Here is a 19,962-nt window from a genome sequence, read left to right as displayed (position 1 = left end):
CATAATAACAAAGTTGATTCTTTAACGACAGCAGATGCGCTTTACAAGGCAAGCAGTATAGAGCTCCTTTCCTAGCCGAATTTCTCATTGATTTCATGGCGCCTCTTGCAGCACTTGAATGAGTCCGTCCTGGTTGATGGCCCATACCGCACTTCCTGGGCATTGGATTGAGGCCATGAACTGGTGCTTTCCGGCCTCTAGTTGCAGGTGATTTTGCTTTTCATCGATCAGCACGTCGCCCTTCTTAAATCCCAACGCAGCTAGCGCGGTAGCATACCGGCCGTGTTGCGCATAGTACTTTTTCTGTTGATAGTAGAGTAGCCACAGGTAACGTTTTTGCTTTTCGGCATAGGGCAAGGCAATAGCGATTGCTGCACTTCCGGCCTTGCTGCGCGTAAACTGCAGGTAGCCCCAACGTTCCGGGTAATGCATGTTGATCACCCCCTGCGGCGACCATACCCAATTGTGCTCTGCCAGCGTTTTCCCCTTCTCATCTTTCGTTTTCCGATAGGCTCCGTCTGCTATGTCCGTGTCCCACTCCACGCGGGAGAAGTTAATGCGCCACAGGCTCCCTTCCCGGGGCACCTTGGTATCATTGCCAATACTGATCGCGCGAAAAGGAATTGCCATTTCTACCGTCCAGCCTTTGTCTGTGTCTGCCGGATCATTCAAAGTACCCTGCACCTGCACCGCCGACTGCAGCCGATCCACGTTCCAGGCGATCATGGCACCGCTGCCGTTGCGGTAGGGCTTGTTCATGAACAGGTCGAAAATAGTGTTAAGGGCATTCACTTCTATTTCATAGTACTGGTGCGTGTTGTTATCCGGATCGATGAATACTTCAAAATCATTGTCGTGAAACACGACGGCATCATGCTTTCTGATGTTGGCCCATACATGCGGCTCCTGCAGTTGGGCGGCGATAAAAAGGCAGGAGTCGTTCCAGAGCATTTTAACCCGGGTGTCCAGGGCGGGCGCCGGCTTTTTAGAACCCTCAATGTCTGTGAACTTCTCGCTCCACGCAGCCGCCTGCCAAGCTTCGTCTTCTATGTCTCCGTCAACAACAGGCGGGTGATCTGTAAACTGCACTGTATAGCTTCGAGGCGTTGTAAACAGCTGTTCGAATCCGGCAAAAGGAGTTTGTGCTTTGCTTTCGGATCGTGGGCCTAGTACCAGCAGGAGCAGCAACGGAAACAAAAAAGCCCGTTGCCTTTCTGCTCTTGCCACCTTGAGGTATAAATAATCCCAAAAAAAGTTTAAAACAGTCATAGCAGCAGCAACGATTACAACTCGACACTCTTTTGTACTTCAAACTCAGCTGTCAGCCGGATGTCGTCAGAAGAAGCCCCTACCCTGACGGTGAAAGTGCCCGGCTCCACGACCCATTGCATGTTGGCATTAAGCAGCTTCAGATCGTCTGCATCCAGGTTAAAGGTGATCTCCTGCTGCTCTCCTGCTTTCAGGTGAACCCGCCGGAATTTTTTGAGCTGTTTAAGGGGCGTTACTACAGAGCTCACCTTATCCCGAAGGTAGAGCTGTGCCACCTCGTCACTGGCATGTGCACCAGTGTTTTTCAGCAGGAAGGATACCTGAACCTGTAGGCTATCCTGTGCGCTAACCTTTACGTTCAGGTGGCTGTACTCAAACGTAGTATAGCTCAGCCCATATCCGAAAGGATAAAGCGGCGTGGCAGCTATCTCTACATAATCGTGCTTCTCCGGGCCTTTCGCATTATAATATACCGGCAGCTGCCCGACAGACCGGGGAACGGATACAGGCAATCTTCCGGCAGGGTTATAGTCGCCAAACAGCACATCGGCAATGGCATTGCCGCCCTCCTGCCCCGGATACCAGGCATCAAGTATAGCAGGTACATGTTCTGCCGGCCAGTTCAGGTTCAGCGGCCTGCCTTCAATCAGCACCAACACCACCGGCGTTCCGGTTTTTACCACTTCCTGCAGCAGTTCCAGCTGCTTGCCCAGTAAGCCGAGGGTTGCCCGGTCGAAGCCTTCGCCGCTCTCCATGTCGCTGATCGTTTTACCCGCCTCAGCAGCTGTGACAGAGGCAGCCCCGGTGCTCTGGTACTCTGTTTTGAAATCCCTGGCGCTGGAACCACCCAGCACCACCACAGCCACATCCGCATTTTGGGCAGCAGCAACCGCCGCAGGTATATCTGCAGTTGTAGTATCACGGATAGCGCATCCCTTCACGTAAGTGATTTTTGTGTTGGCAGAGAGCTTCGCCTTAATGCCTTCCAGCACCGTCACAACATTACTTTTGGGTTGCGGAGCTGTGTAATCACCGAGTTGGTTATACATGTTATCTGCGTTGGGGCCAATTACTGCAATGCTTTTCAGGCTCTTGCGCAGCGGCAGCAGGTCCTTTTCGTTCTTTAGCAGGATAACAGACTCCTGCGCCACCTGCCGGGCCAGCTGTACGTGTGCCGGGCTTTTCACCGCCTTTGCAGCTTTCTTAGGATCGACGTACGGATTCTCGAAGAGCCCCAACTCAAACTTCAGACGCAGCACGCGGCTCACCGCCTGCTCTACCTGCGCTTCAGTAACAAGCCCTTTCTGTACCGCTTCGAGCAGGTTTTTGTCAAAGCCATAGCCGCTCAGGTCGGCATCAAGCCCCGCCTTTAGCGACATTGCCGCAGCATCGACAGGGGTAGCGGCTACATGATGACTGCCCACCAACCCCGAAATGCTCCCCAGATCCGATACTGTAAAGCCTTGGAAACCCCACTGCCCCCGCAACACGTCGGTTAACAAGTAGGGGTTGGCCGTGCAGGGGATGCCATCAATGGAGTTATAGGCCGTCATCACAGATAAGGCTCCTGCTTTTACAGCAGCTTGAAAAGGCGGCAGGTAGCTTTGAAACAGCTCCCGTTGCCCCACGCTGATACTCCCCCCGTTGTGGCCGCCCTCCGGTACTCCGTACGCTGTAAAGTGTTTTAGAGTAGAGATGATGTTCCTCCCACTTTTCAGATCATCTCCCTGAAAACCTTTCACCATCGCGATGCCCATTTGGCTGTTCAGCACCGGATCTTCGCCATAGGTCTCCTCCACACGCGACCACCGCGGTTCCCGGGCAAGGTCCAGCACCGGGCCATACCCGATGTGCGCCCCCTGTGCGCTGGTTTCTGTCGCGATTGCGGAGGCCATTTGCTGGATCAGGGCCGGGTGCCAGGTACTGCTCTGCCCAATGGACGTAGGGAAAACGGTGGTGCCAATGGCCATGTGCCCGTGCGCACATTCCTCTGCCAGCAGCAACGGTATACCCAGGCGCGTATGCTCGATCACATACTGCTGCAGGGCATTGGTTGCCTCCGCCGCCTGGTACGGATTCAAGCCGGTTGTCAGTGTCTTCTGAGTCCAGGGGTCTGCCCGCAGCGTTGCCCACAGCATACCGATATGCCGCTCCTGCACAGCTTTTTTAAACGCCGCGCTGACACCTACTTTTTCCCCCTGCTTCTCATACATCTCCCATCCCAGTAACGTAGACAGTTGCCCCACCTTCTCCTCCAGCGTCATGCGCCCCATTAGGTCTTTCACCCTGTCCTCTACCGGCGCGCTGGCCTGCTTGTACAAAGGCTTTGCTTTCTGCCCATAGGCAGTTGCACATAGAAGGCAAAGCCCGAAAATTATAGATCTGATCATGCGATTCCTGTTAGTAAAAGAGCTGGTATACTTGGATTCTGTAGCCGAATAGCACTACCCGCTGCTCTGTTAGTTTAGACTGGTTTTTGCCGGTTGCAAGTCTTCCAGAATGGGTTTCTCTATCGTCTTCAGTTCTTTTTGCAGCACGTCGTTCTGCTGCTCCAGCACCACTACTTCGTTTTTGCCTTTACGAAGCCAGCAACCTGGTAAGTATAAAGTTTGCTGGGGACCTACATGCCAGTAGCGGCCCAGGTTATGCCCGTTTACAAATACAATGCCTTTACCCCATCCCCGCATATCCAGAAACACGTCACCCGTTTTCTTCAACTCAAAAGCTCCGGCATACAAGGTCGGCTTACCTTGCTGGTTAGCGGTGGTATACCTGGCGAGGTCAGGCACCTGCCCGAACGGCATTTTATACATCTGCCAGCCTCCGGTAATCTCATAGTCGTTGATGCTAACCGGAGAGATGATGCCTTTGGTGTTGTGCTCGATGTCGGCGCCATAGTTGATGCGCCCCATGTTCTCTACCAGCAACTCCAGCGTGCCATTGAAGGGAATCTGAACATCTAGTGCATACTTGTTTTCCTGGCGGTTGAGTTCCCCCACTTTTTTGCCATTTACATACACGGTGGCATAATCCCGTAAGCCTTTTACCTGCAATTTGCCTTGTACCGGCTGCGTGAACCGTTTGCTGTACAGCACATACCCGTGCCCCTGGTCTAAGTCTTCGAAAGAAAGCGGCGAATCGTTCGTTACAGGCTTCAGGTCTTTTTTCAACTCGAACAGGCCTACGGTTTTGGTAAGCGGTATAGCAGGAAGCGTGATCACAGGTATTGGTGCCGGCACATCAGGTATCGGATACGTCACGTACTTTTTCATCAGGTCGCGGATGGCGGTATACGTGGGCGTAACCCAACCGGCCTCGCTGATGGGCGCATCATAGTCGTAGCTGGTGATGTCGGGTTGGATGTCGTGCTCTTCACTGTAATTGGCCCCGGAAGTAAAGCCGAAGTTGGTGCCGCCGTGTACCATATACAGGTTGAAATTCACCCCATTTTGCAGATAGGTTTCTGTCTGCTTGGCGATCTGTCCAGCATCCACGCGCACGAACGGCTCTGCCCAATGGTCCAGCCAACCGGGGTAAAACTCTGCTACCATGTAAGGACCTTCGTTGTGATGATACTGATTTACTGCTTTCTTCAGGTTCTCGACGTTTCCTTCTCCGTTGGCCGTTGGAAGTGCTCCCGCTGTTGCTCCTCCCTCAAACAACCAGGTGCCGTCGGAAGTGAAGAACGGGCCTTCGAAGCCAGCTTCTGCCAGTTGCTGTTTGATGGCTGCGTTATACTTGCGGTGCTCCTCCAGCGGAATGTCCTGCCGCTGCGACACGTAAGAGCCGAATTCATTCTCAACCTGCACCATAATAATGGGTCCGCCTTTGCTCACCTGCAGGTCTTTTACCTGCTCGGCCAGCTTGTTGAGGTATACTTTGCAGGAGTCGAGGAACGGTTTGTTATTTGCCCGGATCACCAGGTCTTTGTTTTTCTGCAGCCACCATGGATATCCACCAAACTCCCATTCGGCACAGGCATAGGGGCCGGGGCGCAGGATCACAAACATGCCCTCTTCCTGGGCGGCTTTCACAAAGGCAGCTACATCATGGTTGCCGGTTTTAAAGTCCCATTTGCCCGGGGCTATGTTATGATAGTTCCAGAATACGTAGGTGGCCACGGTATTCAGCCCCATCGCCTTCATCATTTTTAACCGGTGGTGCCAGTATGCTTCCGGTACACGGGCATAATGCATCTCGCCCGAGTGGATCTGCATTGGTTTGCCATCATACAAAAACTGGCCGTTCTTTATTTGGAAAGCATGCTTTTTCTGAGCCTCCGCACAGAAAGAAGAAAGCCACAGGAGGCACAGCAGCGGACAGAAAAGCCGCCATTTCAGATAAGCCATAGGCTGATTTTGTAAGTCATTTTGTTCCCACTGCTGTTGCTCTCGCCTCTTACTTATACTTTACAAGGAGCTGAAAGTGCAACAGTCAAACAGAGGTTTAATAAACTGCCACATTGGAGATAACCGGGCTGGCTTTGGCGGCGGTAATCGTCACACGCAGCTTATCGGTATTCACCGGCTCATCCAGCTTCAGAATGCGTTTGTAGCCGATGGTGGTGGCTTTTGCCACGGGTTGCCAGGTGTTGTTTTGCCAGGCATCTACCGTGAAGGACTCTACCCGCTGCCCGAGCCTGATATACTCCTGCAGCAACACATACTTCACAGGTTGTACCTTGCCCAGATCTATTTCCAGGCTGCCCGTTGTGACACCATCATCTGTTGCCCAGTAAGTGTCCTTGTCGCCATCGGCTACGTTGGCACCGGCATAGGTTTTGGAGCTTCCGCGGTAAGAGCTGGCTTTCACTTTGGCGTTCGCCGCCAGGTTTGTTGTAAAGGCTTCATCCAGCAGCTTGCGCCACCCTTTTAAAGCGGCTACATCCTGTTCATGTATGAGGCCGCGCCTGTCGGGCGGCACATTGAGCAGCAGCGTGGAGCCGCGCCCTACAGACGTCAGGTAGATGTTGAACAGCTGCTCCGGCGTCTTAACCAGCGAGTCCTCTTTGGGATGATAAAACCAGCCCGGACGGATAGAAACATCCACTTCCGCCGGAATCCACTTGTTGCCATCTTCCGCACCGGTTGCCAGCAGATCTTCCACACCGGCTTTACCAGCATACAGCGTATCGTTGCTGATCGTGTTCCAGTTGGTTTCGCCGGCAAGGCCTTTTTCGTTGCCTACCCAGCGAATATCCGGGCCGGCATCGCTGAAGAAAAGCACTTTCGGCTGCGGCTGCAGTTCACGCACCATTGCCAACGTGGTGGGCCAGTCGTAATATGTTGCCCGGTCAATTTTGCGGGTTTCTTTTGCTCCGCCATAGTACCCATCGCCGCCGTTGGCCCCATCAAACCACATCTCGAAAACAGGGCCATAGTTGGTAAAGATCTCTTTCAGCTGCTTGCGATAATATTCGATGTAGGACGGCTGGCCATAGTCTGCCCTGTTCCGGTCCCAGGGCGAAAGGTAAACGCCAAACTTCAGGCCGTGCCGTTTGGTAGCTTCAGAAACGGCTTTCACAATGTCTCCCTGCCCGTTTTTATAGGGGCTGTTCTTCACCGAATGCTCCGTATACTTGCTGGGCCACAAACTGAAGCCATCGTGGTGCTTGCTGGTGAGGATCACGCCTTTAAAGCCGGCGTCTTTGAGCGTGGTGATCCACTGGTCTACATCAAGCGCAGTAGGGTTAAAAATCGCAGGGCTTTCATCGCCGTAGCCCCACTCCTTATCGGTAAAGGTGTTGGTGGTAAAGTGGATAAAAGCGTTTGTCTCCATTTCGTGCCAGGCCAGTTGCGCCTCCGTTGGCACAGGAAGCACCGGCGCCGGGGGAGCAACAGCTACCGAAGCCGAAGGCTTGCTGCCTGAACAGGAAAACATAGTGGCAGCAAAAGCAGCAGCCCAAAACAGCTGTCCGAGTTTATGCATCATGTATAGCTTGATTCGTAAATGATAGATTAATTTAGTCTCCTTCCGGCGTAAAAGCAAAGGCTAACGCAGGGTAAGAAGCTTTTTTGAGAGACTTAGGCAAGTATACTTTCACCTTGTCTCCATCGCGGCTCCACTTTACAGTTGCGCCGTTCTGCAGGAGTTTCATTTTGCTTCCACGCCGGGGAGCGTTACCCGACCATGCAATTGTTGCCGGCACTGTTTCATTTTCAGGTATACAGGCGATCGCGTATCTCTGATTTTGCTTGCCTTGTGTAAAGTATACTTGACCATCCTGGTAGCGCGAGGTGGCGCGGGTATTGTAGATCGCTTCGCCGTTTTTGTCGAGCCACTTGCCTACTTCTGCCAGCTTCTGCACAGCTTCGGCCGGCAAGGTACCGTCCGGCTTCGGGCCAACGCCGAGCAAAAGGCTGCCTCCTTTGGCAACTACCTCGGCCAAGGTATGAATCACTTTTGTGGATGATTTATAGGTATCATTTGGCACATAACCCCAGTTGTTGGCCAAGGTCATGCAGCTCTCCCAAGGGTTATCCAGCTTGTACTCCGGAATCTTCTGCTCCGGTGTCTGGTAGTTTTCATAGGGTCCGTGCACGGTACGGTCCACGATCAGCAAACCGGGCTGCGCCTCACGGGCCATGGTGGCAATGCGTGGCATGTCAATGTCCTGGCTCCATTTCGGAATAGCGGCGCCCCAGGAGCGCACCTCCTCATTCACCGTTTCCAGCGGCCGCACCCAGCCACCATCCAGCCACAGAATATCCATTGCGCCGTAGTTGTGCATCAGCTCACTGATCTGATTATAGGTAAACTGTTTATACTTATCCCAGCGCCAGGGATGCTTGCGGATGTCATAGTTGTTGTTGCGGTCAGCGGTCGCATACTTGGGCCACCAATAGTATTCGGAATGCCAGTCTGGTTTAGAAAAGTAGGCGCCGATCATGAAGTCCTGCTTGCGGAAAGCATCAAAGACATACTTGGCCACATCTGCTCTGGGGTTACCGGCAAAAGGACCATTCGAAATTTTGAAGTCCGACTGCTTGGTGTCAAACATGTTAAAGCCGTCGTGGTGTTTGGTGGTAAATACCACATAGCGCATACCCGCTCCTTTGGCCACTTTCGCCCACTGCTCCGGGTTAAAATCCACCGGGTTAAACTTATCTTTTAATCCCCAGTACCACTTTTTATAGTCGTTGTAGGCGATGGTACTATCGCGCTCGATCCAGTCTTCAGAACACAGCTGCCACGACTCTATAATGCCTGGCACGGCATACAGTCCCCAGTGGATGATCATTCCGAACTTCTGGTCCTGCCACTTTTCCAGCTTCTGCTTTACCAGCGGGTCGGTGGGCGCTTCGTATTGGGTTGATTGCGGGTGCACGTTTTGCTGGGCCACTGCGGGGCGTACGCTTGCCATACTTAAAAGTAACAGCACAAGCGCCCGGGCTGTAGAAGAAGGGGTGATAATTTGTTTTCGCATCGGTCTGAAAATTACTGTCTACTATGGCAGGAGGTTTATTGTGTCGGAATAAGCAAGATGCAGAAGCGTTCCTGTGGTGTCGGAGTATCAGGGCCTGCGGGGCAGAAATGAAAAGGAGGTTGCCGGACTTTCCAGCAACCTCCTTTTTAGAAAGTCTCTACCTTACGTCCCAGAAGATCTTGGTGTCTCGCGTATCCTGCCCGCGCACCGCTTCAAAATTGGCGCTGTTGTAGGCCGACTCGCTGCCTGGGTATACCAGGCGGGAAGGTGGCAGCTCATACCCTGCCAGGGTTGCCGGGGTAAAGGTCAGCTGCGGGTAGCCTGTTCTGCGGTACTCGGCCCAGCTTTGCACAGACTGCAGGAAACCAAAATGTACCCATTTCTGTATCCAGATCTTTGCTAATTTCTCTTCCTCAGACCCTGTGTAGGCAACTGTGGGCGATTGCAGGAATGCAGCGATTTCTGCCTCAGTAGGTGGCGTTTCTTTAACCCTGGTGCTGGAGCTTGTGTTGTTCAGGTAATAGTAGAAGTTGATAGACTGCGTGATGGCTGTTTTATATGCCTGCTCTGCATCGCCACCGTCCCAGCGCTCAAAAGCCTCTGCCTTCAGGAAGTTAACTTCTGCTGCCGTCATCACAATGCCGGGCAGGTTGGAGTTAAACAGGAAGGTAGCGGAATCCACAACTGCATAGCTCGTGATCTCCTGCGATTGCGTTTCAGAACCTAAGTCCTGCGGAAGCCCTTTATACTCCTTGTTCTGAACAAATACGCCGTCTACATCTTTGCCATACTTGTCGAACAGCACCGGGATGCGTGGGTCATTAGCTGGTTTCAGCACGTCCTCCAGCATGTATTCCGGTGCCGAATAGTTCGTTAACTCTGTTAAGGCATTGTTCAGGTTATCGGTGTAGTTGGTAAGGGGTGCAAGTAATACGTTGTACTGTGCCTCATCCACCAGCGGGTATTCTCCCGGGTTGTTGAGCATCTCCATGATTTCCTGCTGCGCTCTTGCCTCATCTACAAAAGAGATGCGCATGAGCAGGCGCAGACGCAGCGAGTTTGTATAACGTCTCCACTTCTCAATGTTGCCACTCAGCATAATGTCCTGTTTCTGGAAAGCAGCTGTTGTCTGGGCAGTAGCAAAGTATGCAGACGCTTCTTTCAATCCGCTTAAAATAGCATCATAAACATCGGCTGCCTTGTCAAACTTTGGCCTGACAACTTCCCCGGTCAGGTTCAGACTTCCGGCTTCGCTGAAAGGGATATCTCCCCACAGGTCTACCATCTCGGAAGCCTGGTCCAGCATTACAACATGCGCTGCCTGCAGGAACACTTCGTTTGCTGCCTTTTCCTCCTCAGTCATGGTGCCGTAAGCCCGCTCAATGGCTCTGTAGTGTGCCATTACGCCACCCCCATCGCCGCCCGGCCGGTAAAAATCATCCCAGCGGTTCTGCGTATAACTCGGGTTCTGCTGAAAGCGTGTGTTCGTGTTCAGGAACGCCACAGCTTGTGTATACAGCGCCGTGTGCATCACTGCAAATGTGCGGATCTCCCAGTAGTTGGGCCGTACGCGCGCATTATCGAGCATCTCGGTAAAGAATCCACCAATGGAGGCGGAGGTGGTTTGCTCAGGGTTGTAGAAATCTTCTTCCAGGGCATCTTTACAAGCCGTTAAGCCTGCCCCTAAAGCCAAGACACAAACTATATAAATGAATATCTTCTTCATACTACGTTCTTTTAAGTATTGATTCTCCGACAATTAAACTAGAAGCTGGCATTCACCTGGAAACCATAGCTGCGGGTGGCAGCACTGGAACCTTCGTCTATGCCTTGTCTGTACCACTGCGTACCAATAGGTGCTTCAGGATCCAGGTTCTCCAGCGTTCTCCAGAAGTAGAACAGGTTTCTGCCCACCAGCGACACCCGAACATTGCGCAGGCGCAGCTTGTCTGAGAACTCTTTCGGCAGGTTATAGCCCAGCACCAGTTCACGCATTTTTATGTAGCTGTTGTCGTACACAGAGCCTTCCTTGTTCCAGGCATCGGCTCCCCAGCCAAATGTGTTGAGGTAGTAAGTGGCCGCATCTATTACAGTTGTGTTTGGCTGTCCCTCTGTTGTTACGCCGTTCAGCAACACACCATCGTGGTATACTTTGCCTCCGTTTGGTGCGGAAGTAGTGTTGCTTGGCAGCAGCACCTTGGTGTTGTCGGCATCCAGGTAATAAGCTAAGCCGCCATGTGCTGCATCCCGGTACTCCAGTGTATTCTCAAACATACCGGCTCCTTTTGCATATTTCAGCGGCGTTGAAACGATTTGCCCGCCCAGTCTATAGTCAATCAGGAAATCCAGCGCGAAGCCCTTATATGATACCGTATTTGAAAATCCGCCCACTACATTCGGCAGAATGTTACCTGCTTTCTCATACCGGGTTTTGTCAATCACATACAACCCGTTCTCATCAACAATAAGATTGCCGCTTTCGTCTGTGGCCCGTGGGTATACATAGATGTCGCCGATGGTTTCGCCAACTTTCGCTACAACGCGCACAGCACTTTGCTCTGCATCATAGAAAACCAGTTGCTCCAGGCCTTCATTTAAGCTTTGCACTTTGCTGCGGTTAAAGGCAAAGTTCAGGCGCGAGTCCCAGTTGAAAGTGCCGGTTACAGGTGTCGCATTTAAAGCCAGTTCCCAGCCATAGCTATGGATTTCGCCAATGTTCGAGATCCTGGAGCTGGCTCCGGTGCTGCTTGGCAATGTTAAGCCCAGAATCTGGTTTTTCACCCTGCTGTTGTAGTAGGAAAGGTCAAACCCGAATCTGTTTTCCAGCATCTTCGCTTCCAGGCCAACCTCTGATTCATACTTGTTTTCGGCCTTTAAACGCTCGTTGCCATAGGTTGCTTGTGCACTCAGCGAAGGCACAGAGCCGTTAACTGTTTGCAGTGGGCTTTGGCTGTAGGTAATGTTTGCCTGATAATATGGCGGCGCATTTCCTACCACGCCATAAGAAGCTCTCAGTTTGCCATAGCTCAGGAAAAGCGGTAACCGGAAGGCATCCGTAAACACGAAGCCGGCATTTACAGAAGGATAAAAGTAGTTGTTGTTTGCCGGAGGAAGTGTGGATGTATACTCCTGTCTTCCGGTTCCTTCAATATACAAATAGTCTTTGTAGTTGAGGCTTACAGTGCCCAGGTAGGCATACTTGGTTACCTCTGCGCGGGAGGCAGACGTGTTAAGTACCCCAAACGAGTTGTTCAAACTAAACCAGTTTTCGGTGATCAATCCGCCGTTGGTTCCGGAAGACTGATCCATGTATTTTTCTTTTCTTCCCTGAACGCCGCCGTTTACAGTTACCTCAAAGCTCTCATTCAATCTGTTGGTGTATGTCAGCAAGGCATCGCCGTAAGCTGATGTATAACGCCCTTTAGATGTTCCGAAATAGCCGGTACTGTTAGTTTCGTTAAAAGCAATTGGGTATTCATTGAACTGTCTGCTCTCAATAGCGCGGCTGGTGAAGTCGTTACCTACCCTGCCTCTGAAGCTCAGGTTCTTTGCGATCTGGTAGTTTAAGGTGGCGCTGGTGATCAAACGATCTTCATACTCCTCCTCTTTGTTTCTGAGCTGGCTCCACAAGAAATTCAGCAGCTCCGGCCGAACGTTATAAGCCAGCGCTTCCTCTGGGTTTCGCTGCGTCTGGTTGTAGGGCACCCACTTATAGCCTTCAGAAGTCTGGTATTTATTCAGCCAAACCGACATATCTTCTGACCGGGCCAGAAAGCCATCAAAAGAAGCAGTAAGGCGGTTGATTTGCATCGGGCGGTTTTTCACGTAGCTGTTCACATAGTTCACAACTACATCGGTGCTCACTTTATCATTAAGCTTTACTGTACTGTTCAGGTTAAAGGTGTTGCGGTTCATCTCACCGCCACGCTGCACTCCCTCATAGTCGTAACGGGTATACGAGAGCCTGTAAGCCACCTTGTCGCTCTTGTTGGAAAGCGCCGTGTTCAGAATAGAGCTGTAACCAGTCTGGTAAAAGTCTTTGTAATTGTCGGGCTGCGGAGAGTAGGCATGCATGCTGCCATCCCACCAAGGCACCATCTGGCCTTCCATTCTCGGACCGAACTGGCCATAGGCGCGGAAGTTAGGTCTTACACTCTCCTTCACACCGTCGCCATCCAGGTCAACCGGAATCCAGCCTTCTTCTGTAGCTCCGACAGCCAGGTTGGTTTCACGGTCATAGCCCGGGCCATAGGTGTTCTGGTAATTTGGCGTAAACGCCACGTTCTCTACGTTGTAAGTATAGTTCAGGTCTACGCCCAGGCCGCCGTTGGCATTGCCTTTTTTAGTGGTGATCACAATCACGCCGCTGGCCGCATCCGAGCCATACAAGGCTGTAGCACTGGCGCCTTTCAGCACTGTCAGCGTCTCGATATCGGCTGGGTTTATATCCAGAATACCGTTGCCTCTGATCCGCTGGTCATTCCAGTAGCCTTCGTTGTTGGCGCCGGCGCCTCCCTTTTCATTGTTGTTACGGATCAACACCCCGTCAACCACATAGAGTGGCTGTGTGTTATAGTTCAGGGAGTTGATGCCGCGTATCTGCACGTTTACACCGCTTGTGGCACCGCCCGGGGCCGTGGTAATTTTCACACCGGCAGCCTTACCGTACAACGCAGAAGCGAAGTTGGTATTACCGGCTTCCGTGATCTCCTTGGCACTTACCGTACTTGTTGCATAGCCCAGCGCCCTTTGCTCTTTCTTTATGCCTAAAGCAGTTACAACCACCTCGTTGATAGTCTTAGAGTCGGGTGCCAAGCTTACATTAATTACAGACTGGTTCCCGATCGGCACGTTCTGCGTGGTGTAGCCAATAAACGAAAACGTCAAAGTGCCGCCGCTTTCCGGCGCACGGAGCGTAAAGTTGCCGTCCACATCGGTAGAGGTGCCGGTGGTGGTGCCTTTCAGAATAACAGTAACACCAGGCAACGGCTGCTGTTTTTCGTCTGTCACTTTACCTTTTATGAGTTGCTGCGCCCATGCCATCTGGCTATAGAGCACCAGCATGAAGCTAAAAAGAATAACACTGTATCTGTTCTTCATAATTTTTTATTTGTGGGTAATGAAGTTAAAGGTGAGCCAGGGTAAAGGCATCAAAATAAAACGTCAAAGCGCCCTTTATTTGGGCGGCATCTTTACAAGTATAAACATGCCCTACCGCATACATTCAGCGCTATGGTAATGGCAGACAACTTATTGTTAAAGTGGCAGGAGTGGTTGTGCATGCACTGGAATTATGACCCTAGATAACTCTCTTGCTATATAGCATGCGGAAGCGGAAACAGCTTGGGCATTATCTCTTCATAAGAACCGGGTTATAGTTGTAGGATTTTAATGGCGCAACTTGTGTCCCGATCATCAGAAACGCAGCCGAACCGTCCGACCAATGTAGATAACAAAAAAAAGAAAAACAAGGACATTCAAATAAATGTGTGCGCAAACACGGTAAGTGTGTACGCGCACACTTAAATTTCATATATTAGCACGCTGGCCAGGCAAGTACAGACCACCTGGGCATTTTACCTGTAAAAGGTACTCCTGAAAAGCAGTAAAGTACAAGTTAACACCACACCATGTTACCCGAACCGTATTGCACTTTTAAGCTGCAAAGTCTGGTTTTGAGGCGGTAAAGTATGATCAAACATATTACTTTTGTGATACCTTACTTAGAGAAATGGATAAGAAGATTAGGATTAAAGATGTAGCCCGCCTGGCCGGGGTATCCGTGGGCACGGTAGACCGGGTGCTGCACAAGCGCGGGAAAGTATCGGAAGATGCGCTGCAAAAAGTTATGAAGACGCTCCACGAGATGGAGTATAAACCAAACCTGATCGCCCGCACGCTTGGCTCAAAAAAGACGTACCACATTGCAGCCCTGGTACCCGATCCAGCGCTGGATGAGTACTGGGAGCTGTCCTTTTCCGGTATCGGTCAGGCAGAAAACGAGTGGGCACAGTATGGCTTTCAACTGGAGCCTTTCTTCTTCAACCTTTATGATAAGGATTCTTTTACGGATGTAGCCCAGCGCATACAGCATTCAAATCCGGACGGCATTCTGGTAGCGCCGGTGTTTTACCAGGAAGCGCTTCCTGTTTTTGACCTGTTTAAAGCGTACGACATTCCTTACGTTCTTTTCAACACCAACATCCCGCAGGTGCAGCCGCTGAGCTTTATTGGCCAGGACTTGTTTGAAAGCGGCATGGTTGGCGCAGAGTTGTTGCACCTTGGCCGGAGCAATGCCGGCACCTATGTCCTGCTCCATATCAACGAAGAAAGCCTGAACTCGGTGCACCTCCTTGAAAAAGAGCGGGGATTCAGAAAGTATTTTGAGGAGAATGCCCCGGACGGACAGGTGCTGGTGCTGGACCTGAGCAACACAGATGAGTCTTCGGCTGTGCTGGAATTTGAAAAACTGCTGCAGGTGCAGGACCTAAAAGGAATTCTGGTTTCTACCTCCAAAGGCGTATCGTTGCTTGCTTCGTTCCTGGAGACACAAGGCAAGCAGGATATCAGGCTGGTTGGGTATGACCTTCTGAAAGAGAACATCCGCTTCCTCAACTCCGGCGCCATTGATTTTCTCATCAACCAGAACCCTAAACGGCAGGCTGCACTGGGTATAAACTACCTGGCTAACTACCTATTGCTAAAAAAAGAGCCGCCCCAACTGGACCTTTTCCCGCTCGAGATTATCACCCGGCAGAACCTACGCTCCTATTTAGGATCGGAGATCCATTAACGCAAAGCACCTGCAGCCCTGCTGCGAAGCACGTTTATCAGTAATATACTTCAAAGAGCCTATCACATAAAATGATAGGGAAGAAGGTTAGCGGCATCAGGCTTTTCTACAACTTTATTATGCTTGACTGGCGCCGGAAACTTGATCAGAATGTTTTATTGCTAAATCGTTTTACTTATACTTGTATAGTATAAAGTAAAATCTTTTAACTCCCGAACGGTTCTAACAATTCCTGATGAATAAGCACCTTTTAACAGCGCTTCTGCTAGCTCCCCTGCTCGCGTTCGCTCAGAGTAAGCCTGCTCCAAACTTTGTGCAGTATGTGAACCCGCTGATCGGCACGGCCAAGATGGGCCATACGTACCCCGGCGCCACGGTGCCTTTCGGCATGGTGCAGCTTAGCCCCGATACCGACACCATCCCCTACGCGGTGAACGGCAAGTATAACCCGGATGTATACAAATACTGCGCCGGCTACCAGTACGACGATAAAACTATCGTCGGCTTCAGCCATACCCATTTCAGCGGCACCGGCCACTCCGACCTCGGCGATTTCCTGCTGATGCCGACTGCAGGCAGGCTGCAGCTCAACCCCGGCACCGCCGACAAACCGGCCAGTGGGTACCGCTCCGCCTTTTCGCACAAAAACGAAGTGGCCGAACCGGCCTACTACAAAGTAAAGCTGGATGACGACAACATCACGGCCGAACTGACCGCCACTACCCGCGTGGGCATGCACCAGTATACTTTCCCGAAATCCGACTCGGCTCACGTGATCCTGGACCTGATGCACGGCATCTACAACTACGACGGCAAAAACGTGTGGACGTATGTGCGCGTGGAGAACGATACCCTTATTACCGGTTACCGCCAGACCAGCGGCTGGGCCCGCACCCGTACGGTATACTTTGCCATGGCCTTCAGCAAGCCGTTCTACCGCTATGGCAACAAGAGCTACGCACCGGCGCAACCTTATAAAGGTTTTTGGGGCAAATTTGATCAACGCCACAACTTCCCGGAATTTGCGGGCAGAGAACTGCGCGCCTACTTCGACTTCAAAACAACGGAGGGAGAAAAAGTAAAGGTGAAATTTGCCATCTCACCGGTAAGCACTACCGGGGCGCTGGCCAACATGCGCGCCGAGATTCCGGGCTGGAACTTTGAGCAGGTAAAGCAGCAGAGCCAGGCACTCTGGAACAAAGAACTGAGCAAAGTGGCCGTTAAAGCAGGCAGCCCGGGAGATATGGTGAACTTCTACACCGCCCTCTATCATACGTTTCTTGGGCCGACCGTTTTTATGGATGTGGATGGCAGCTACCGTGGCGTGGACCAGAACAACCACAAGGCCGATGGCTTTACCAACTATACCACTTTCTCGCTCTGGGATACCTACCGGGCACTGCACCCGCTCTTTAACATCGTGCAGCCCAAACGTAACGCCGACATGGTGCAAAGTATGCTGGCCCACTACAACCAGAGCGCCGAGCACATGCTGCCAGTATGGTCGCATTACGGCAACGAGAACTGGTGCATGATCGGCTACCATAGCGTGCCTGTGATCGCCGATGCCGTGATCAAGGGCAATGCCGGTTTTGATGCGAACAAGGCCCTGGAAGCCTGCGTTGCGACTGCCCGCGCCGGCTTCTACGAGGGGCTGGCACCTTACATGCAGTTGGGCTATGTACCCGAAGATAAAAGCGGCTCCTCTGTGTCAAAAACGCTGGAGTATGCTTACGATGATTGGTGTATTGCGCAAATGGCGCGGAAACTGAACAAGCCTGCGCTCTACGAGGAGTTCATGAAGCGCGCGCAGAACTACAAAAACGTGTACAATGCCAAAACAGGCTTTATGCAGCCCCGCCTCAGCGATGGAAGCTGGCTGAAAAACTTTGACCCTTTGGAAACAAGCCAGCAGGGTTTCATCGAAGGCAACTCCTGGAACTACAGCCTGTACGTGCCGCAGGACCCGGCACAAATGATCCGCATGATGGGCGGTAAGGAACGCTTCGGGCAGCACCTGGACTCGCTCTTTACCATGCACCTGCCCGACAAATACTTTGAACATACCGAAGATATCACCCGCGACGGCATCATCGGCAACTATGTGCATGGCAACGAGCCTTCGCACCATGTGGCTTACCTCTATAACTGGGTGGGCCAGCCCTGGAAAACGCAGGAGCGCGTGCGCATGATCATGAAGGCCATGTATAAACCGACCGTAGATGGCCTGGGCGGCAACGACGACTGCGGGCAGATGAGCGCCTGGTACGTTTTCAGCGCCCTGGGTTTTTACCCTGTAGCTCCCGGCTCCACGCAGTATGCCTTGGGCAGCCCGTCTGTTAAAGAAGCCACCATTCAGCTGGAGAACGGCAAGTCTTTTACTGTAACGGCCAAACACCAAAGCGACCGGAATGTATACGTGCAGAAGGTAGAACTCAATGGCAAAGTGCTGGACCGTGGCTACCTCACCCATGAAGACATCACGAGCGGAGGTAACCTCACGTTTTTTATGGGCGCAAAGCCAGACCGCAAGCAGGCGCTCTCTATGCTTCCTTAAGTATAGAGAAGCAATCGAAAACTACGCATTTCTTCTGGCAGAATTGAGCGCTAGGAAAGTCATGCTCCCGGAGCGCTACCTTTAGTCAGAGTAATAGAAAATTAAGAACGCTTTGGCACAGGCTGAAGCGTTCACACACCATACAGGATCAATAAAGCAATAAAATGAACAGAAGAATATTTTTGCAAAACGCTTCGGTGCTTGGCGCAGCCTTATACTTAAACCCCCTTTCCGTGTCTGCCCATGCCGGCTTCCCAACGGTGCGCACCTCTGCCGCCGCGCGCAAATTCAAAAGCAACTCGGTAGAGAAAGCCATTACCGAGTTCCGGAAGAACGTGAAAGACCCGGAGCTTGGCTGGCTATTCGAGAACTGTTTCCCAAATACGCTTGATACCACTGCTACCTTCCAGCAAAAGGCAGGCAAACCGGATACCTATGTCATCACCGGCGACATTGACGCCATGTGGCTGCGGGACAGCTCGGCCCAAGTATGGCCATACCTTACTTTTATTAAAAAAGATGAGCCGCTGCGCCAACTGATTGCCGGTGTCATCAACCGGCAAACGCACAACATTCTGCGCGACCCCTATGCCAACGCCTTTTACCACGACGACACCAAAGTTGGGGAATGGAGCAAGGACCTGACAGACATGAAGCCAGGTATACACGAGCGTAAGTGGGAGATTGACTCTTTGTGTTATCCCATCCGTTTGGCACACGAATACTGGCAGATCACCGGAGACACCTCCCCTTTTGATGCGCAATGGCAACAGGCGATAAAAGCTACCTTACGAACATTCCGGGAACAGCAGCGCAAGGACAGCCTGGGGCCCTACAAGTTTCAGCGCGAAACAGCCTGGGCAACCGATGGGGTGCCGATGGGCGGCTACGGCTACCCGGTAAACCCGGTGGGGCTGATCTGCTCTATGTTCCGCCCAAGCGACGACGCCACGATCTACCCTTTCCTGATTCCTTCTAACTTCTTTGCCGTGGTCAGCCTTCGGCAGGCGGCTACCATGATGCAACGTATCGCAAAGGACACAACAACAGCTGCCGAGCTTACCAGCCTGGCAGACGAAGTGGAAAAAGCCCTGCAGGAACATGCCACTGTCGATCATCCGCGCTATGGCAAAGTTTTCGCCTATGAAGTGAACGGCTTTGGCAGCTACAACCTGATGGATGATGCCAATGTGCCCAGCCTGTTATCCCTGCCATACTTAGGCGCTGTGGCGGCAACCGACCCGGTATACCTGAATACCCGTAAAATGCTACTTTCAGCCGCTAACCCCTTCTTCTTTAAAGGCAAGTATGGCGAAGGTATTGGAGGACCGCATATAGGCCTGGATATGATCTGGCCAATGAGCATCACCATGCGGGGGCTTACCAGCACAGACGATCAGGAGATCCAGCAGTGCATTAAGATGTTAAAGGAAACGCATGGCGGCACAGGCTTTATGCATGAGACCTTTCATAAGGATGATCCGAAGAAGTTTACCCGCTCCTGGTTTGCCTGGGCGAACACCCTCTTCGGCGAATTTCTCTGGAACGTGTACCAGGAAAAACCCGGTTTGCTGGCGTAATTTTAAGGCCGCTTAAGTATAGATATGTAATTGCATCAGGCGCTGTTGGCATTACTACTTGTAAAGGAATATTACCACTTTTTCTTCATCAGCCTGCATACTTAGAACAGCGCCTGCATTTACAGCATTTGCCCATTCGTAAAAAGATCACGATAACATAACTTTGGAGGGGAAAAAACACGTACAAACATACAGGTAAAAGTGACAGCAGCCTTTCCGGAAACGGGGCAAGTAAGCCTGAACCGCCGGTGGGCACGCATGAGATCAAACTTCACAAACTAAGTTCTAATGCACTTTTGCTGCTTAAGCACAGGTTATACTTGTACCTAAGCAGCCT

General features: G+C 51.8%; 10 protein-coding genes. 3 read left to right on the top strand and 7 right to left on the bottom strand.

The genetic code is table 11. The features are described 5' to 3' along the window. Positions 1 to 93: 93 nt before the first annotated feature. From ABDW72_RS17385 to ABDW72_RS17355, 7 genes are all read right to left on the bottom strand, one after another. A complete protein-coding gene (locus ABDW72_RS17385; protein ID WP_347159872.1) occupies positions 94 to 1,269 on the bottom strand; it encodes a carbohydrate-binding family 9-like protein in 1,176 nt (391 codons plus the stop codon). Between the two features lie 14 nt (positions 1,270 to 1,283). After that, a complete protein-coding gene (locus ABDW72_RS17380; RefSeq protein WP_347159871.1) occupies positions 1,284 to 3,659 on the bottom strand; it encodes a glycoside hydrolase family 3 N-terminal domain-containing protein in 2,376 nt (791 codons plus the stop codon). Between the two features lie 69 nt (positions 3,660 to 3,728). Further along, positions 3,729 to 5,618 carry a glycoside hydrolase family 35 protein gene (locus tag ABDW72_RS17375; RefSeq protein WP_347159870.1) on the bottom strand — a complete coding sequence of 630 codons (1,890 nt, stop codon included), beginning with the start codon at positions 5,616 to 5,618 and terminating at the stop codon, positions 3,729 to 3,731. A gap of 97 nt (positions 5,619 to 5,715) precedes the next feature. After that, on the bottom strand, positions 5,716 to 7,200 hold the full coding sequence (locus ABDW72_RS17370; RefSeq protein ID WP_347159869.1) for an alpha-L-fucosidase: 1,485 nt from the start codon (positions 7,198 to 7,200) through the stop codon (positions 5,716 to 5,718). A gap of 31 nt (positions 7,201 to 7,231) precedes the next feature. Next, positions 7,232 to 8,695 (bottom strand): alpha-L-fucosidase, encoded by a 1,464-nt coding sequence (locus ABDW72_RS17365; protein WP_347159868.1) that lies wholly within the window; start codon positions 8,693 to 8,695, stop codon positions 7,232 to 7,234. Positions 8,696 to 8,852: 157 nt separating this feature from the next. Continuing rightward, positions 8,853 to 10,421, bottom strand: a complete 1,569-nt coding sequence (locus ABDW72_RS17360; protein WP_347159867.1) for a SusD/RagB family nutrient-binding outer membrane lipoprotein — start codon at positions 10,419 to 10,421, stop codon at positions 8,853 to 8,855. A 38-nt stretch (positions 10,422 to 10,459) separates the two neighbouring features. Continuing rightward, the gene (locus tag ABDW72_RS17355; protein ID WP_347159866.1) at positions 10,460 to 13,795 is read right to left on the bottom strand and encodes a SusC/RagA family TonB-linked outer membrane protein; all 3,336 of its coding nucleotides are present in this window, start codon (positions 13,793 to 13,795) and stop codon (positions 10,460 to 10,462) included. Between the two features lie 631 nt (positions 13,796 to 14,426). On the opposite strand from ABDW72_RS17355, the gene ABDW72_RS17350 reads away from it, so the two are divergent. From ABDW72_RS17350 to ABDW72_RS17340, 3 genes are all read left to right on the top strand, one after another. Next, the gene (locus ABDW72_RS17350) at positions 14,427 to 15,488 is read left to right on the top strand and encodes a LacI family DNA-binding transcriptional regulator (protein WP_347159865.1); all 1,062 of its coding nucleotides are present in this window, start codon (positions 14,427 to 14,429) and stop codon (positions 15,486 to 15,488) included. 235 nt (positions 15,489 to 15,723) lie between these two features. Beyond that, a complete protein-coding gene (locus ABDW72_RS17345) occupies positions 15,724 to 18,045 on the top strand; it encodes a GH92 family glycosyl hydrolase (protein WP_347159864.1) in 2,322 nt (773 codons plus the stop codon). 164 nt (positions 18,046 to 18,209) lie between these two features. Next, a complete protein-coding gene (locus tag ABDW72_RS17340) occupies positions 18,210 to 19,625 on the top strand; it encodes a glycoside hydrolase family 125 protein (protein WP_347159863.1) in 1,416 nt (471 codons plus the stop codon). Positions 19,626 to 19,962 lie beyond the last annotated feature (337 nt).

Source organism: Pontibacter chitinilyticus, assembly GCF_039748935.1.
In the GTDB taxonomy this organism is placed as follows: Bacteria; Bacteroidota; Bacteroidia; order Cytophagales; family Hymenobacteraceae; genus Pontibacter; species Pontibacter chitinilyticus.
Note: the sequence above shows the minus strand (reverse complement) of the source record. Positions and strands in the feature narration are given on the sequence as shown.